This window comes from Acidovorax sp. GW823-FHT05D11 (genome assembly GCF_058795695.1).
The window spans coordinates 4128321-4144234 of the sequence record NZ_CM179502.1; the positions used below are offsets into that span (position 1 = coordinate 4128321).

The 15914-nt window shown below is 65.3% G+C and carries 14 protein-coding genes; 6 read left to right on the plus strand and 8 right to left on the minus strand.

The annotated features are described in order from the left end of the window. Window positions 1-275: 275 nt before the first annotated feature. Genes AC3RCE_RS18995 through AC3RCE_RS19005 form a run of 3 tightly spaced genes read right to left on the minus strand, consistent with a single transcriptional unit; the run spans window position 276 to window position 2616 of the window. Window positions 276-1136 carry a glycosyltransferase family 2 protein gene (locus AC3RCE_RS18995; protein WP_218295701.1) on the minus strand — a complete coding sequence of 287 codons (861 nt, stop codon included), beginning with the start codon at window positions 1134-1136 and terminating at the stop codon, window positions 276-278. Then, complete coding sequence (locus AC3RCE_RS19000; RefSeq protein WP_492253692.1) at window positions 1133-2065, minus strand: Gfo/Idh/MocA family protein; 933 nt, start codon at window positions 2063-2065, stop codon at window positions 1133-1135. The genes AC3RCE_RS18995 and AC3RCE_RS19000 overlap by 4 nt, the downstream gene beginning before the upstream one ends. Beyond that, a complete protein-coding gene (locus tag AC3RCE_RS19005; RefSeq protein WP_492253693.1) occupies window positions 2059-2616 on the minus strand; it encodes a dTDP-4-dehydrorhamnose 3,5-epimerase family protein in 558 nt (185 codons plus the stop codon). Before AC3RCE_RS19005 ends, AC3RCE_RS19000 begins: the two co-directional genes overlap by 7 nt. A gap of 308 nt (window positions 2617-2924) precedes the next feature. On the opposite strand from AC3RCE_RS19005, the gene bcsZ reads away from it, so the two are divergent. The 3 genes from bcsZ (at window position 2925) to AC3RCE_RS19020 (ending at window position 6640) form a co-directional block, all read left to right on the plus strand. Beyond that, window positions 2925-4094, plus strand: coding sequence for a cellulose synthase complex periplasmic endoglucanase BcsZ (gene bcsZ / locus AC3RCE_RS19010; RefSeq protein WP_492253694.1), 1170 nt, complete (start codon window positions 2925-2927; stop codon window positions 4092-4094). 68 nt (window positions 4095-4162) lie between these two features. Beyond that, window positions 4163-5395 (plus strand): multidrug effflux MFS transporter, encoded by a 1233-nt coding sequence (locus AC3RCE_RS19015; RefSeq protein WP_492253695.1) that lies wholly within the window; start codon window positions 4163-4165, stop codon window positions 5393-5395. Between the two features lie 114 nt (window positions 5396-5509). Then, complete coding sequence (locus AC3RCE_RS19020; RefSeq protein ID WP_218340028.1) at window positions 5510-6640, plus strand: HD-GYP domain-containing protein; 1131 nt, start codon at window positions 5510-5512, stop codon at window positions 6638-6640. Between the two features lie 33 nt (window positions 6641-6673). On the opposite strand, the gene AC3RCE_RS19025 is transcribed toward AC3RCE_RS19020, so the two are convergent. The 3 genes from AC3RCE_RS19025 to orn form a co-directional block, all read right to left on the minus strand. Further along, window positions 6674-8101 carry a sensor domain-containing diguanylate cyclase gene (locus tag AC3RCE_RS19025; protein WP_492255411.1) on the minus strand — a complete coding sequence of 476 codons (1428 nt, stop codon included), beginning with the start codon at window positions 8099-8101 and terminating at the stop codon, window positions 6674-6676. 177 nt (window positions 8102-8278) lie between these two features. Continuing rightward, on the minus strand, window positions 8279-10144 hold the full coding sequence (locus AC3RCE_RS19030; protein ID WP_218295707.1) for a DEAD/DEAH box helicase: 1866 nt from the start codon (window positions 10142-10144) through the stop codon (window positions 8279-8281). A gap of 354 nt (window positions 10145-10498) precedes the next feature. Further along, window positions 10499-11077, minus strand: a complete 579-nt coding sequence (orn, locus tag AC3RCE_RS19035) for an oligoribonuclease (RefSeq protein WP_492253696.1) — start codon at window positions 11075-11077, stop codon at window positions 10499-10501. Window positions 11078-11155: 78 nt separating this feature from the next. Here orn and AC3RCE_RS19040 point away from each other — a divergent pair, with 78 nt between their 5' ends. The 3 genes from AC3RCE_RS19040 to rsgA are packed head-to-tail and all read left to right on the plus strand — an operon-like array spanning window position 11156 to window position 13781. Further along, window positions 11156-12466, plus strand: a complete 1311-nt coding sequence (locus tag AC3RCE_RS19040) for a M48 family metallopeptidase (RefSeq protein ID WP_492253697.1) — start codon at window positions 11156-11158, stop codon at window positions 12464-12466. Beyond that, window positions 12463-12798, plus strand: coding sequence for a 4a-hydroxytetrahydrobiopterin dehydratase (locus AC3RCE_RS19045; RefSeq protein WP_218295710.1), 336 nt, complete (start codon window positions 12463-12465; stop codon window positions 12796-12798). Before AC3RCE_RS19040 ends, AC3RCE_RS19045 begins: the two co-directional genes overlap by 4 nt. Window positions 12799-12836: 38 nt before the next feature. Next, a complete protein-coding gene (gene rsgA / locus AC3RCE_RS19050; RefSeq protein ID WP_492253698.1) occupies window positions 12837-13781 on the plus strand; it encodes a ribosome small subunit-dependent GTPase A in 945 nt (314 codons plus the stop codon). Window positions 13782-13973: 192 nt separating this feature from the next. Here the strand turns inward: rsgA and AC3RCE_RS19055 are convergent, their stop codons facing one another. Next, window positions 13974-14960: a CobD/CbiB family protein gene (locus AC3RCE_RS19055; protein ID WP_218295712.1), complete on the minus strand. Its 987-nt coding sequence runs from the start codon at window positions 14958-14960 to the stop codon at window positions 13974-13976. Between the two features lie 179 nt (window positions 14961-15139). Continuing rightward, complete coding sequence (locus AC3RCE_RS19060) at window positions 15140-15862, minus strand: CoA pyrophosphatase (protein WP_492253699.1); 723 nt, start codon at window positions 15860-15862, stop codon at window positions 15140-15142. Window positions 15863-15914 lie beyond the last annotated feature (52 nt).

A 15914-nucleotide genomic window follows, 5' to 3' on the forward strand; every position in this document is an offset into this window, starting at 1 on the left:
TTGGGACTTGGGCTGCAATCCGACACCGTGCAAGGCATTGATACGAAGCTCCCTGAAGTTCCACAGATTCCATGAGCTCGGCGACCGAGGCTTGCAGTAGCCTATCCACCATCGCATTTATTACCCGGCAGTGCTGCTCAAGCCCTTTGTCGATTGACCGGGAACTGCATCCAGTCGAGCCGGCGCGTGGGGCGAGAGATACGGTGGAATGTCGAATTTATATAGCTTCCTGGCTGGCCATGCCATGTTAGAAAACCAACAACTTTCCGTCGGTACTACTTCATTCGCCGCGCAAGCGCGCGCAAAGGTGCCGTGATCCGCCAGGACAGGCTGGCCCTGAGTGATTCGATTTCTGCTCGTAGCTTGGGTTGTGCGTAGCAATAGAAATTTACCGGAAACAACACCTTTTTCAGCAACATCAACCGTTGCTCGGCAGTTTGCATGCGTTTCCACCATTCTTCCAATTCGGCCACTCTTTCAGCATTGGACAGCGTTTTGCGCGTGACCGATGAGAAATGAAGGACGGTCGGCCACTTCACCGACGAGTATCGCCCCCCCACTTGTTCAAGCACTTGCAACCAAAAGTGAATATCTGTGTGGATGCCAAGGGGTGCCGGGCTCCACCCCAACGGCAGAGCGCGGTAGGCCCGAAGCGTGTGCGCGCCCGACGCCAAGCCAAAGCCACCAGCCGATTTCCGCATGCGGTCGATTTGGAGATCATCCTCGAAAGCATCAAAAGGCCATGTCGCGGTCTCGCCTGCCGGCGATACGTCGATCTGCATGGTGTGGACCAGGTCATGGTCTTCAAGTGCCGCCGCCAGGATGTCAAGATGGTCTGGAAGCCACAGGTCGTCATCGGATTGGTAGGCGACAAAACGGCCTCGCGCCTCCTGCAAGGCCCGGTGCCTGTGCGCTTCGCCGTGCCGCGCCCCCTTGGGGTTGTCAAAGTAGCGAATCCGGGGATCGCGCTCCGCCAAGGACTGGGCAATGGAGCGGGTGCGCTCAGGCGCACCGTCACCCACAATGAACACTTCAAAGCTCTGGCAGGTCTGCCACTGCACACTGGCGACCGAATGCCACAGCGTGTCCGCGTGGTCGTGGGTTGGAATCACGACCGTGAAAAGCGGGTCGCTCATTCGGGCAGTCCTGCCAGCGCCCGCAGCGACGCGATGCGCTCCACCACCATCAAGCCCTCCGCCGCGCTGCTCTTGGGGGGTGGACCACGATGGCAAAGATAGTCCAGGAACGCCGTCAGTTCCCGCAAAAGGGGCATGGCGGTGTCCACGGAACGCAGCTCGGTGCCGGGCACGGGTCCGTCGGAGAGGCAACTCGAAGTGCGCTGCACGGCGACATGGGCGTCGTAGGCGTCGCTGAGCGATGCAATGCCGTCACGACAGCGCAGTTCGATGGTCCGCCGATGGGAAGGAGAGCGCACGCCGATTTCAAACTGCATCCACGGGTGACTGCGATCCTTCAGACCCAGCACGCCCGAGAGCGCGACCAGGCCCTCTGCGCTGGTTTCCGCCCAGGCCGCGGTGGGCTCGGGCAAGTCGCCCAGGATTTCGATGGCGATACTGAGATCATGTGGAAGCAGAATCCAGTCCGCGCTCACATCTGCATGGGGATTGCCCCATCCGAGGCGGGTGGTCTTCAGTCCCAGCACCGGGCCCAGTTCTCCGGACCGCGCCAGCGCGGCCAGTGCGAGCACGCCCCCGTGATAGCGCCACTTGTCCATGATGAAGATCCGGTCACCCGCCAGCTGGGCGATGGCCTTTGCCTCCGCAGCGCTGGACGTGAACGGTTTTTCGCAGAACACCGGCTTGCCGGAGGGCACCAGTTGGCGAAGGAAGGCGGCGTGCTGGGCGGTGGGCACGGCCACCACATACCCGTCGACCTCAGGGAGATCTTCCAGGGAGGATGCCACCACGTCGGCATTGCCTTCGCATGCACGGGCTCGGCTGGCCTCTCCCACCGCCAGCACCGCCACGTAGGCCCCCAGTTGCTTGAGATCACGCAGAATCAATCGCCCCCAGCGGCCACACCCCAGAAGTCCTATCCTCACCATGATTTGTCCTTGCTGCCGCGCAACTCCTCCAGCAATCCGTCGAGGGACGTTGCGGCCTGATCCCTTGGGGACAGTACCGGGGCACTGACCGGCCAGTCCAGCCCCAGGCCAGGGTCATCCCAGCGGCAGCCAAGCTCATCCGTCACGGGATCCCAGTAGTGGGTGACGCTGTACAGCATGTTCGCAGCTTCCGGAAAGTAAAAGCCGTGCGCGACCCCCGTAGGAATGCTGACCATGGTGGGCTCGGCACCGGTCAGCTCGATCACCGTGCTCTGCCGGAAATGGTCGGTGCCCTCGCGCAGGTCGATCAGGCCCAGCAGCATGGTGCCCGTCAGCACCAGCAAATGGTCGGTGTGCCGCACGTGCACATGAACCCCCCGCAAGACGTTGGGCCGGGATTTGACATGGTTCCATTGCAACGGCAGGCTGCCCGGGTGCCACTCGTTGCGGAAGACTTCCGTCAGCGTTCCGCGCTCGTCTTTTCTGGGATGCAGTCGCCTGACCTGGACTCCCGGGATGTCTTCAACCCGGTCCAATAGATGTTGTTCCATTTTGATCCACGACTTTGAGCGAATTGGCCACGAAAAGGCCTTGTGGCTATATTTCCGGGGTCAGGGCACTCTGCATTTTGTAGCACTTCAGGCCTTGCACCCAAAGGGCACGGCACCTGCATGCAAACAATGCCGCCAGAACCCGCCCGGGATTTCCTTGGCTAGTATAGGCAACCCTTGCGCCCGCCACGCTGTCCAGGCCCGTGGCAGCCCGTGCTTCCCCGGGTGCCTCCAATGCGCTGCATTGACAGGACGGCGGAAAGAAGAAGGCGCTCCACCACAGTATGCGAAACGAAAACTCTCCCGACATGACTGCTGCATTGCTCTTACGGCGGACGGCCCTGCTCACGGGGCTGGGTTTCCTCGCACCCACGGCGTTCCGGGGCGCCAACGGACAGGCACGTCCCTCCGCGGGCCTGGCCAGCGGCGGCCAGTGGCCCGCATGGGACCGCTTCAAGGCGCAATTCGTCAGCGACGAAGGCCGTGTGATCTCCGACGATGGCGAAGGCGGGCGTACCTACTCCGAAGGCCAGGCATACGGGATTTTCTTTGCCCTGGTGGCCAATGACCGCAAGGGGTTCGATGTCCTCCTGCGCTGGACTGAAAACAACCTGAGCGGCGGCGACCTCGGCGCCCGCTTGCCCGCGTGGCTATGGGGCCGCCGGCCTGACGGTACCTGGGGCATCCTCGACAGCAACGCCGCATCGGACGCGGACCTCTGGATTGCCTATGCCTTGGGTGAGGCGGCCCGCTTGTGGCAAGTGCCGCGCTACCACGCACTGGGAGCCCGGCTGGCCGCACGCATCATTGCCGAAGAAACCGCCGACCTGCCAGGCCTGGGCCTGTGCCTGCTGCCCGCGCCACGCGGCTTTGTGGAAGCCAGCGACCGATGGAAGCTCAACCCCAGCTACCTGCCTTTGCAGGCAATGCAACGGCTCGGCGCGCTGTACCCGCAGACCGCCTGGAAGCAGTTGGTACAAAGCTCCGAGAAGGTCATCGTGGGCGCATCCCCCCAAGGCTATGCCCCGGACTGGGCCATTTACGACGCGCGGCAGGGCTTTCTCATCGACGAAAAGGGCAAGGAAAAAGGCCAGGGCACCTACAACGCGATCCGCGTCTACCTGTGGGCCGGCATGCTGCACCCGGCCGCCAGCGGCCGCAAGGCGCTGCTGTCGGCACTGGCCCCCATGGCCCGCTACGTGCGGGAACAGGGGCACCCCCCCGAATCCATCGATGTACGGAGTGGACAAGCCTCCGGGGCAGGCCCGTCGGGCTTCTCTGCCGCGATGCTGCCCTTCCTGCAGGCGCAAGGAGACAGCGCCGCGCTGCAAGCGCAACGCAACCGCCTGGCAGCAAGCCCCGTGCGCACCACGGCCTACTATGAGCAGACCCTCTCACTCTTCGGGCTGGGGTGGATGGAGGGCTGGTACCGGTTTTCGCCCGGGGGCCAGCTCCTGCCCAGGCGGCCCAGGCCCTGACGATCCCGCGGCAGCCCCACCGCCCGCCATCCCACGACGCCCCTTCCACCGCCCTTCGAAATTCATCCATGAACCCTAACGCCCACACGCTCTGGCGCGCTCCCCAATGGGCCCTGGCCGTCCTCCTCGCCGTGCTGGGCATGCTGGGGCCTTTCTCCATCGACACCTACATCCCCGCGTTCACCGGCATTGCGCAGGCGCTGGGCGCCACCCCCGTGGAAATGCAGCAGACCCTGTCGGCCTATCTCTTCGGTTTTGCGTTCATGAACCTCTTCCATGGCGCACTGGCGGACAGCTTTGGCCGGCGCCCCGTGGTGCTGTGCGGCATCGCGATGTTCACGCTGGCCTCCGCGGGCTGCGCGCTGTCGCAAAGCATCGGCCAGCTCATTGCATTCAGGGCGCTGCAAGGGCTATCGACGGGCGCCGGCATCGTGGTGTCGCGCGCGGTCATCCGCGACATGTTCCCCCCGGCACGCGCGCAGCAGGTGATGAGCCAGGTGACGATCTACTTTGGCGTGGCCCCGGCCATCGCCCCCATCGTGGGCGGCTGGCTGTTCGTGCACACGGGCTGGCACAGCATCTTCTGGTTCCTGACGCTGGTCGGCGTGGTCCTGTGGATCGCCAACTTCCGCCTGCTGCCCGAAACCCTGCAGCCCGAGCTGCGCCAGCCCTTCAACGTGCCCCACCTGATGCGCGGCTACTGGCAGCTGGGGTCCAGCCCACGCTTCGTACTGCTGGCGCTGGCCAGCGGCGTGCCCTTCAACGGCATGTTCCTGTATGTGCTCGCGGCGCCAGCCTTCCTGGGCGAGCACCTGGCGCTGGCGCCCACGCAGTTCTTCTGGTTCTTCGTCCTCACCATCTCCGGCATCATGGGCGGCGCCTGGCTCAGCGGCCGCCTGGCCGGCAAGATCGCGCCGAAGCGGCAGATACGCCATGGCTTCGTGATCATGTTCACCGTGGCCATCCTCAACCTGGGGGCCAATCTGCTGTTCCCGGTGCATGCGGCGTGGGCACTCGCGCCGATCGCGGTCTTCGCGTTTGGCTGGGCCCTGATGGTGCCCGTGGTCACCTTGCTGGTGCTGGACCTTCACCCCGAGCGCCGCGGCATGGCCTCGTCCATGCAGGCGTTTGTAGGCTCCACCGCCAATGGCCTGGTGGCAGGGGTCGTGGTGCCGCTGGTGATGCATTCCACCGTCTTTCTGGCACTGGCCTCGCTGTTGATGATGTGCGTGGGCATGGCCGCATGGATCTGCCTGCACCATCGCTGGCCCGATATTGGACGGACCGCCACGCCAGGCTGACCCGCCTGTTTGTGGAACCCCACGCATGCTGCAACAATGGGGCGAAATTTCATTCTCGACAGAACCCGTGTGCTCGCGCAGCGGACGAGGAGGCTCAGGCACTGGAGGACGACCATGCAGCTGCTGAAACTGGTTGAATCCAAGGTACGGGTGGGCGTGCCGCTGCCTTGGAATGTGCGCAACCAGGACTGCACCCTGCTGCTCGCCCGTGGGCACGTGATCCGCAACGACAGCCAGCTGGAAGCACTGCTCGAGCGCGGCATGTTTGTCGATATCGAAGAATTCAAGGCGGTGCAGGCGCTGGCGGCCCCTGCGGCAAAACCACTGGAAAGCATCTATACCCGCTGGGCGCTGGCCATTGACGCACTGGAATCGGCGCTGCCGCACCTGGGTGAAACCTCCGACAGCCTGGATGCGATCCAAGCACTGGCGGACGAGATACTGGAGCTTGCCGACGCGGACCCCGACATCGGCCTGTTCATGGCCGTGCGGCAGGACCATGCGAAGCATCTGCGCTACGGATACAGCCATGCGGTCTACACAGCGCTGCTGGGCATATTGATGGCGCGGCAGCTCGGCTGGGCCGCCGTGCGCATCCGGCAGATCGCACTGGCGGCGCTGACGATGAACGCCAGCATCGCCGAGCTGCAGGGCCAGATGGCCGCGCAGGACTATCCGGCCCTGGACCGGCAACGCACCCAGATCCGCGCACACCCTGCCCTGAGTGCCGCGCTGCTGGAGAAAGCCGGCGTTACCGACGCCGAATGGATCGCCGCGGTGATGCAACACCACGAGCAGCCGGATGGCAGCGGCTATCCACACGGCATCTCATCGGTGAGCGACACCGCGCAGGTATTGCGCATGGCGGACCTGTTCATGGCACGCATCAGCCCCCGGCAGCTGCGCCAACCGCTCTCCATCCAGGACGCCGCCCGGCTGATGTTCAGGGATGACAAGGGGGGCCCCTTCTCCACGGCGACCATCAAGGTGCTGGGCATCTATCCACCTGGCGACTTCGTGAAACTCGCGTCCGGAGAAATGGGGGTCGTGATGCGGCGGGGGGCCGAAGCACGCACCCCGCTTGTGGCCGCCGTGACGGACTCCCAAGGCAAGAGCGTGACCAGCACCCTGCAGCGCGACACGTCACAGGCCGCCTACGCCATCACGGGCCCGGCCACGGATCGCAGCCTGCTGGCCAGAGTGCCTCCCGAGCGGCTGTACGGCTACGCGGTGCACACGGGCTGAATCCAGCCAGGGGCGGGCGTTTGCGCGGTGCGGCTAGCTGGCGTGCCGCCTGTCCAGGCCATTGTCCTGGTAGTAGCGGTTCTTTTCGGCATACATGGCCTGGTCGGCGCGGTTGATCGTCGCCTCCACCTGATCGCCGGATCGACACGACGCGACCCCCATGGCCAGGCTGATCGGCTGTCCCGGATAGAACTGGTTGTTCAGGTCCAGCATCGAGAGGATGCGGTCCTGCAACGCAAAGGCACTGCGCTCATCCATGCCCGGCAGCAACACGGTGAACTCGTCGCCGCCAATGCGCGCTGCGCATGCCGGCGGATCCACCGCCTTGGCCAGCACTTCACCCACCCTTCGCAGCATCGAATCGCCCGCGGCATGGCCTTGCTCATCGTTCACGGCCTTGAGCCCGTTCAGATCGATCGCAATGATGGACAAGGGCCAGGGCCCCTTGCGCGTGACCCGGTTGAGCTCCTCGGCATAGAAGGCCCGGTTGCGAAGCTGGGTCAGCACGTCATGTTTGCCCAGGTACTCCAGGTAAGCCTCGGCCTTCTTGCGCGCGGTGATGTCCACCAGCGAGAGCAGCACCAGCCCCCATTCCGCCAAATGGTCCGCCAGCACCGAGAACTGCATGTGGATGTGCACCGCGTCGCCCGACAGGGCGTAGTTGACGACTTCGCGCTGCTGAAAGGTCTTGCCCTCCCACAGATCCAGCAACTGGTCGGCGAAAGACTCGTGCATTTCCCCCCGGAACACCCGGCCGATGTTGTTGAGCAGCATCTCCTTGCTGGATGCTCCGAACATGCGCAAGGTCTGCTGGTTGACATCCACCACCCGGATCTCCTGCATGCAGCGCGTGACGAACTCGGGATGCACCGTGATGAAGGTTTTGAAGTCGTCGATGCCTTGCGCGCGCACGCCATCGAGCAGGTTCTTCACGGCGCTGAAATCCTCCACCCACAGGGAGACGGGCGAATGCTCGAACAGATCCCGGGCATATTGTTCGCTGCGCCGCAGCTGGCGCGCGCCCCGCATCTGGGCCGTGATGTCTTCCAGCGAGAGCAGGACGCGGCTCCAGTCGTCCTCATACCCTGGCAGGATGCGCGCGCGGATCTGCACATCGAGCCGCCGGCCGTCGAGCGCGTAGTTCACGGTCTGGTTCGAAAACTCCAGCTGCCCCGACCAAAGCGCCGCCAGCTCATGGGAGACCGCATCGTGCATGTCATCCCTGAAGACCTTGTCCAGATTCGCCTCGAGCACCTGCTGGCTCGGGGCAGCGAACAGCTCCAGCGTGCGGCGGTTCACCTTCAGAACCTGGAGCGCGGCACTGCATTGCCGCACCCGTGCCGGGTCTTGCGCGAGGTGGGCACGGATATCCGTGACTCCGGTGGCGCGCCAGCCGTCCAGAATCTGCTTGAGTGCGCTGTAGTCCTCCAGCCAGAGGGACACAGGGGCCAGCTCGAACATGTGCTCAAAGTCCGCACCCGACGATAACGAAGACGACACTGCAGATTCCTCCCGGAGGGATTATTGTCGAGCCGCTCTCGATATTCTCGCGCCCGGCAGGTGGCGGCAACAAAAAAAGGCTGGCACCTTACGGTGCCAGCCTTTCAGGGCTCGCGTCGAAACGACGGGGCGGCCGAATCAGCGCGCGGGGCGCGCAGGGCGCTTGCGCGCATCATGGGCCACGAAGGGCTTGCCGCCGCCACCGCCTGCGGGCTTGGCGAAGCCGGGCTTGCGGGGTGCGAAGTCGCCACGGGGCGCGCCAGCGTCGCCTCGGGGGGCAAAACCACCCCGGCCTGCATCACCGAAACCGGGCTTGCGGCCATAGCCGTCACCGTCGCGGCGGGGAGCGAAGCCCCGGTCATCACGGGCACCAAAACCACCACCCTCGCCGCCACGGGCAGGGGCTGCACGCTGGCTGTCGCGGCCGGCGAATCCGCCGCCAAAGCCACCACCAAATCCGCCGCGGTCGTTGTTGCCGCGTGCGGGGCCGCCGAACTTGCGGTCACGGCTGTCGCGGTCGTAACCGCCACCGGGGCGGCCACGGCCACCAAAGTCACCACCGCGCGGTGCCTGGGGAGCACGTTGCGAAGGCTCCATGCCGGGAATCACATCGGCCTTGAACTGCTGGCGGCTGTACGACTCAATGTCGTAGATCTTGCGGCGGTCGCGGAACTCGGCAAACGTGATGGCCAGGCCATCGCGGCCCGCACGGCCGGTGCGGCCGATGCGGTGGGTGTAGTCCTCGGCCTTCATGGGCAGGCCGAAGTTGAACACGTGGGTGATCGTGGGCACGTCGATGCCGCGCGCAGCCACATCGGTGGCCACCAGGATCTGCACCTGGCCGGCACGCAACGCCATCAAGCGGCGGTTGCGCAGGCCCTGGCTCAGCGCGCCGTGCAGCGCCACGGCCGAGAAGCCTTCCTGCTGCAGGTCGTTGGCCAAACCATCGCACTCCACCTGGGTGCTGGCGAAAACGATGGCCTGATTGATCGTGGTGTCGCGCAGCCAGTGGTCCAGCAGCTTGCGCTTGTGCTGGGCGTTGTCGGCCCAGTACAGCATCTGCTTGATGTTGGCGTGCTTCTCTTGCGGAGAATCGATGGTCACCTTCTGCACCGACGAACCGCCGTCGTGCATCACGCGCATCGCCAGTTGCTGGATGCGCGGCGCGAACGTGGCGCTGAACATCATGGTCTGCTTGCGCTGGGCGGTCAGCTGGTTCAGTTCGGCCAGGTCGTCCGAGAAGCCCAGGTCCAGCATGCGGTCGGCTTCGTCGACGACCAGGAACTGCACCTTGTCGAGCTTGATCTGCATCGAGCGCTGCAGGTCCAGCAGGCGGCCGGGGGTGGCGACCACGAGGTCGGCGTTCTGCAGCTTGGCGATCTGCAACTGGTAGGGCATGCCGCCCACCACGTTGGCCACGCGCAGACCACGGCAGTGCTTGACCAAGTCGATGGCGTCGTGCGCCACCTGCTGGGCCAGTTCACGCGTGGGGCACAGGATCAGGGCGCCCGGGGTGGCGGCCTTGAAGTTGCGCGAGCTGGTGGGGTCCTTGCGCTTGGCACGCTTGGGAGCGGGTTCGCCACGCGCAGCGGCTTCGGCCACGGCGCGCTCGAAAGCGGCGCGTTCCTCGGCTTCGGCGGCGGCTTGCTGGTTGATCAGCGTGTGCAGCACGGGCAGCAGGAAGGCGGCGGTCTTGCCGGAGCCGGTCTGGCTCGAGACCATCAGGTCGATGAACTTGGTGGAGTCGTTGCCACCGCCCATGGCCAGGGGAATGGCCTTGAGCTGCACGCTGGTGGGCTGGGTGTAGCCCAGGTCAGCCACGGCTTGCACCAGTTCGGGCGCCAGGCCCAGTTCGACGAAGCCATTGGGTTCGGCGGTGACGGCGGCATCGCCTTCAGCGGCGGCCACCACGGCGTCCAGAGGGGAAGGCTGCACGGAAAGGTCGGCAGCAAAGGAAGTTTCTGCAGGCGCGAATTCGCCCTGCACCAAAGAGGTGTCGGTCATGATTTTTCTCTCACGAAGACGATCGCAGGCGCAGCCTGCGAGTGGCTTCGTCAATGGTTAAAAAACATCAACCATCAAACGAAACCTGCATTGCTCTGGGCGGATGCTGGTGGGCGTTGTTCGCTAGTCCTGCACTGCACGAAGCAGTCGGCTGGCAAGCCCGGTGTGTGAGGGGAGATGCACAATCTGCGAGGAACCGTTTCCTGCGCAGCCGCTGATTATGGCATGAATAGGGGTTTCCCCGCAAGCCCCTTCACCTTGCAGCACGCTTCATGCCTCAGCGCGACCACGGTCTCGAAGGGATCGCAAGCCGGTCTCGCACAGGTGCAGCCCGGCCCGGCCGCGCGCAATGGATCACACCGACAGCAGATGCCTGCGGTAGTGCGCCAGCTCGTCGATGGACTCATGCACGTCGGCCAGGGCCGTGTGCTTCTGGGCCTTCTTGAAGCTCGTGTAGGCCTCGGGTTTCCAGCGCTTGGCCAGCTCCTTGAGGGTGCTCACGTCCACATTGCGGTAGTGAAAGAACCGCTCCAGCTTGGGCATGTAGCGCACCAGAAAGCGCCGGTCCTGCCCGATGCTGTTGCCGCACATGGGTGCCGTGCCCTTGGGAACATACTGGCTCAGAAAGGCAATGATCTGCTGCTCGGCCTGCGCTTCGGTCACGGTGGAGGCCTTGACCTTGTCGATCAGGCCGCTGCGGCCATGGGTGCCCTTGTTCCAGGCATCCATCTTGTTGAGAAGTTCGTCAGGCTGGTGGATCGCAAACACCGGGCCTTCGATGCGCGGCTCCAGGCTGGGGCCGGTCACGATGACGGCGATTTCGAGCAGACGGTCGGTATCGGGCTCCAGGCCGGTCATTTCGCAGTCGAGCCAGACGAGGTTCTGGTCGGACTTGGCAAGCGCGTGGGGGGTGGGATGGTTGGCTTCTGGCATGGCGCGCATTGTCGCCGATGGCCCGCAGCCCTTGAACCACAGTCCCAGGGGCTTCCCCATTAAACTCCCCCCACCACCATGCCCACCTCCTCCGACGCCCTCTCTCCTTCCTCGGTGCTGACGTTCGCCTTCGCGGCGGCACTCCTGCTGGGCCTGGCCCTCAAGCTCTGGCTGGCCACGCGCCAGATGCGGCACGTGGCCCGCCACCGTGGCGCGGTGCCGGCGCCGTTTGCCGAGCGCATTGCGCTGGCAGCCCACCAGAAGGCCGCCGACTACACCATCGCCAAGGGGCGCCTGGGCCTGCTGGAGATGGCGCTGGGCGCCGCCGTGCTGCTGGGGTGGACGCTGCTGAGCGGCCTGGACGCCCTGAATCAGCTCCTGCTGGACGCACTCGGAGGCGGCATGTGGCAGCAGTTGGCGCTGCTGGCGGCGTTTGCGGCGATCAGCGGGCTGATCGATCTGCCCCTGTCGCTGTACCAGACCTTCGTGGTGGAGGAGCGCTTCGGTTTCAACAAGATGACCTGGCGCCTGTGGCTTGCGGATGCCGCCAAGGGCTTGCTGGTCGGTGCGGCCATCGGCCTTCCGATCGCCGCGCTGATCCTGTGGATCATGGGCGCTGCCGGCCCGCTGTGGTGGCTGTGGGCCTGGTGCTTCTGGATGGGGTTCAACCTGCTGCTGATGGTGGTCTACCCCACCTTCATCGCACCGCTGTTCAACAAATTCCAGCCACTCGAGGACGAATCCCTCAAGATCCGCGTGACGGCCCTCATGCAGCGCTGCGGTTTCTCGGCCAAGGGGCTGTTCGTGATGGACGGCAGCCGCCGCAGCGCCCATGCCAACGCCTACTTCACGGGCTTTGGCGCCGCCAAGCGCGTGGTGTTCTACGACACGCTGCTGCGCCAGCTGTCGCCGGGCGAGGTGGAGGCGGTGCTGGCCCATGAGCTCGGGCACTTCCGGCATCGCCACATCATCCAGCGCATCGTGGCCATGTTCGCGCTGAGCCTGGCCGGATTCGCGTTGCTCGGCTGGCTCTCCACCCAGGTTTGGTTCTACACAGGCCTGGGAGTGCGCCCCAACATCTCCTTCGACCCGGCAATGGCCGCCGCGCCGAACGATGCGCTGGCGTTGCTGCTGTTCATGCTGGTGGTGCCGGTGTTCACGTTCTTCATCTCGCCCGTGTTCTCCCGGCAATCGCGCCGCCACGAGTTCCAGGCCGATGCCTATGCCGTTGCCCAGGCCAGTGGCGCCGACCTCTCCTCGGCCCTGCTCAAGCTCTACGAAGACAATGCCTCCACGCTCACCCCCGACCCGGTGTACGTGAAGTTCTACTACTCGCACCCACCCGCCACCGAGCGGCTGGCGCGCATGCACACCCCCGCCCACCCATGACGACTATGCTGAAGAAAAAAGACTGGTCCACGCAGACCCGCCGTGCGCTGACAGCTACTGAAGTTGTAGCAAATCTGGCCAAACTCGAAGGCTGGAGCCTGACCGGAGATGGCGCCGACGTGGCCATCGAGAAGACCTACCGGTTCGCGAACTACTACGAAACCATCTCGTTCGTGAATGCACTGGCCTTCATCGCCAACGCGCAGGACCACCACCCCGACCTGTCGGTGCACTACAACCGCTGCGTGGTGCGGCTGAACACGCACGACGTGCACGGCATCTCGTCCACCGATTTCGAATGCGCGACCCAGTTCGATGCCCTGGTGGCGTGACCCCATGACGCCGCGCACCACCACCAACACAACATCCCATGGCTGAACGCAGCGCGCTCATGGAAGGCACCGTGGTGGGCAGCCATGGGCGCCACTGCATGGTGGAGACGCCCGACGGCGAACGCCGCATCTGCCATCCACGCGGCAAGAAGAGCCAGGCCGTGGTGGGTGACCATGTGCTGTGGCAGGCCCCCCCGCCTGGCCAGGGCGAAGAGGGCACCATCGAAAAGGTCCAGGAGCGGCGCAACCTCTTTTACCGCCAGGACGAGATCCGCACCAAATCGTTTGCGGCCAACCTCGACCAGGTGCTGATCCTCATCGCGGCGGAACCCGTGTTCTCGGAAAGCCAGCTCTCCCGCGCGCTGATCGCCGCCGAGGCCGAAGGCATCACGCCCCTCATCGCGCTCAACAAGAGCGACCTGGTGGAACCCTTCGCCCGGGCCTGGGAGCGCCTGCTCCCCTACCGCCACATGGGCTCTGGCAAGCACTACGGCGTGCTGCCGCTGTCCCTGGCGCTATCGAGCGATGTGGACCGCGCGCTGCTGATGGAGCACCTGCAGGGCAAGACCACGCTGGTGCTGGGGCCCTCGGGCTCGGGCAAGAGCACCCTCATCAACCTGCTGGTGCCGGGCGCCTCGGTGCTGACCGGCGAAATTTCGCAGGCCCTCAACTCAGGCAAGCACACCACCACCAGCACCCACTGGTACTGGATGGACAAGGCCCGCACCACGGCCCTCATCGATTCGCCGGGTTTCCAGGAATTCGGGCTGCACCACATCGCCCCGATGCAGCTGGCCGCCTGCATGCCCGACATCGCCCAACACGCGACCCACTGCAAGTTCTACAACTGCACCCACCTGCACGAGCCGGGCTGCGGCGTGCTGGACGCAGTGAAACTGGGCCCTTCCGCAGGCGGGATCAGCCCTACACGCTACAAAATATATAGCGATTTATTCGAAGAGCTGAGCCATACGCGGTATTGACCGGTGCTGATCAGTATCGATGTATGCGCAGCGCCGACGGCCGGGTCGGAGCCGGAGATACGAGGGCATCGACGCGAACCGCCCTCCGCATGGCATGCACCACGCCAGCGCACCCGTGGAACTGGCTTTGCATGGCCATCGGGTGCGCCCCCTCCGGGGGAAGGCGCCGAAGGCGACTAGGGGGATTTCCAGCTACCCCAGCAAACGCGCCAGCGTGAGCAGCGCCAGCAGCAGCATCCACACCACCACCGAGCGCCACACCAGCCCCACCACGCTGCGCAGGTGGCCCACCTCGGGCTCCCGGCCCGGCGTGGAATCGCTGTCGCCCATGTCGGCGTCGATCTCCAGGCCCTGCGGCGCATGCAGCTCGGTGCGCGCCTTCAGCGCCTCGCCCCCCAGGCGCACATTGATCGCGCCCGCGGTCGCCGCCAGCACCACGCCGTCGTTGTCATTGGGAAAACGCTGCGCATGGAATCGCCAGCCCTCGATGGCTTCCTCAAAGCTGCCCACCACGGCAAAGCTCAGCGCGGTGAGCCGGGCCGGAAGCCAGTCGATGGCCGTCCACGCCTGGGCAGAAGCCTGCTGCAGCGAGGCACTGGCGGGCTGGGCGCCCGTGCGCTGCTTGTAGTGCCAGTAGCGCGATACGAATTCGGCCAGCCGGTACAGCACGGCACCCGTGGGCCCCAGGCCCAGCGCGGCCAGCACCGAGAACCAGGCCAGCACCCCGAACACATGCCGGTGGGCCGCCAGCACCGAGTACTCGATCACGTGGCGCACGATCTCGCTGCGTGGAAGCGCACCCACGTCCACCTGCTGCCAGTGGGCCAGGCGCTCCCGGGCGCCATCTTCATCGCCCTCTTCCAGCGCATCGCGGATGCCAGTGAAATGGTGGCTGAACTGCCGAAAGCCCAGGGTGATGTAGAGCACCGCCACGCTCCAGAGCACCGCGAAGGGCCAGCCCAGGCCCCACAGCAACAGCCAGTGGATGGCCAGCGTGAGGAGCGCGGGCACGACGACTGCGAGGCCCCAGGCCACCCAGCCATGGTGCGGCTTGCCCGCATCGAAATTGCGGCTGACGGACAAGGCCCACGCACGCAGACCTGCATGGATGGGATTGCTGCGTGCCAGCGGGCGGGCCTGCTCGATCAGCAGAGCGAACAGGATGGCGAAGAAACTCATGGGGGGCAATGATACTGGCGCCAAGCCGCAGGAGCGCGTGTTTGCGCCGAACCTCAGCGATACATCCACCATGAACAGCGCGACACACCCGCAGCCCGCGGAACTGGCGCGGCCCAGGCCAGCCCTCCCGCGCAAGGTCCGCCCCGCCGCACCGGGGACAGCCCCCGGCCGGGGAGGCCTCACTCGGCCATCATGAAGCGGTAGAAGTTGCGCAGCATGCCCGCCGTGGCACCCCAGATGTAGTGGTTCTTGCCACCATCCTGGTACGGCATCGAGAACCACTCGCGGTGCACGCCATCGCGGTCGAACACATGGCGCCGGTGGTTGGCGGGGTTCAGCAGGAAATCCAGCGGCACCTCGAAGAGGTCCGCCACCTCGTAGGGATTGGGCTGCAGGACACAGTCGGGCCGCACCAGCGCCACCACGGGGGTGATGATGAAGGACGACCCCGTGACATAGGTCGGCAGGGTTCCGAGCACTTCCACGAACTCGCGGCCGAGCCCCACCTCTTCCTGCGCTTCGCGCAAGGCCGTGTCGGCGGGGGAAGCATCGCCAGCGTCTGCCCGCCCTCCTGGAAAGGCCACCTGCCCCGAATGTGTGGACAGATGGGCCGTGCGCTCGGTCAGCAGCACCATGGGCTCTTCGCGCAGCACGATGGCGAGCAGGACCGACGCGTGGGCCGGCTCGCGGTTCATGAACTTCTTCTCCAGCAGCACCTCGGGCTCCCAGCGGGGCGGGTGCGCGAAGCGCGCGCGCAGCGCCTGCGGCGTCTGCGCGGCCGCCGGCACCGCGGGCAGGCGCGCATCCACCCCCACCACCGGCACGAGGCGGGGGTCGAAGTCGGGCAGGCTCGACAGCGGCGCAATGACCGACGAAACGGCAGGGATGGAAGATGGGTTCACGAAAGGGGGTTCAACGGACCAGAAAACAAAAAGCCGCTACAGGCAGATGCTG

What these genes read in the sequence shown, in the direction of transcription:
- AC3RCE_RS18995 (WP_218295701.1), bottom strand. Translation starts at nt 1,136, where the DNA reads ATGAGCGACCCGCTTTTCACGGTCGTGATTCCAACCCACGACCACGCG.
- AC3RCE_RS19000 (WP_492253692.1), bottom strand. Translation starts at nt 2,065, where the DNA reads ATGGTGAGGATAGGACTTCTGGGGTGTGGCCGCTGGGGGCGATTGATT.
- AC3RCE_RS19005 (WP_492253693.1), bottom strand. Translation starts at nt 2,616, where the DNA reads ATGGAACAACATCTATTGGACCGGGTTGAAGACATCCCGGGAGTCCAG.
- bcsZ (WP_492253694.1), top strand. Translation starts at nt 2,925, where the DNA reads ATGACTGCTGCATTGCTCTTACGGCGGACGGCCCTGCTCACGGGGCTG.
- AC3RCE_RS19015 (WP_492253695.1), top strand. Translation starts at nt 4,163, where the DNA reads ATGAACCCTAACGCCCACACGCTCTGGCGCGCTCCCCAATGGGCCCTG.
- AC3RCE_RS19020 (WP_218340028.1), top strand. Translation starts at nt 5,510, where the DNA reads ATGCAGCTGCTGAAACTGGTTGAATCCAAGGTACGGGTGGGCGTGCCG.
- AC3RCE_RS19025 (WP_492255411.1), bottom strand. Translation starts at nt 8,101, where the DNA reads ATGTTCGAGCTGGCCCCTGTGTCCCTCTGGCTGGAGGACTACAGCGCA.
- AC3RCE_RS19030 (WP_218295707.1), bottom strand. Translation starts at nt 10,144, where the DNA reads ATGACCGACACCTCTTTGGTGCAGGGCGAATTCGCGCCTGCAGAAACT.
- orn (WP_492253696.1), bottom strand. Translation starts at nt 11,077, where the DNA reads ATGCCAGAAGCCAACCATCCCACCCCCCACGCGCTTGCCAAGTCCGAC.
- AC3RCE_RS19040 (WP_492253697.1), top strand. Translation starts at nt 11,156, where the DNA reads ATGCCCACCTCCTCCGACGCCCTCTCTCCTTCCTCGGTGCTGACGTTC.
- AC3RCE_RS19045 (WP_218295710.1), top strand. Translation starts at nt 12,463, where the DNA reads ATGACGACTATGCTGAAGAAAAAAGACTGGTCCACGCAGACCCGCCGT.
- rsgA (WP_492253698.1), top strand. Translation starts at nt 12,837, where the DNA reads ATGGCTGAACGCAGCGCGCTCATGGAAGGCACCGTGGTGGGCAGCCAT.
- AC3RCE_RS19055 (WP_218295712.1), bottom strand. Translation starts at nt 14,960, where the DNA reads ATGAGTTTCTTCGCCATCCTGTTCGCTCTGCTGATCGAGCAGGCCCGC.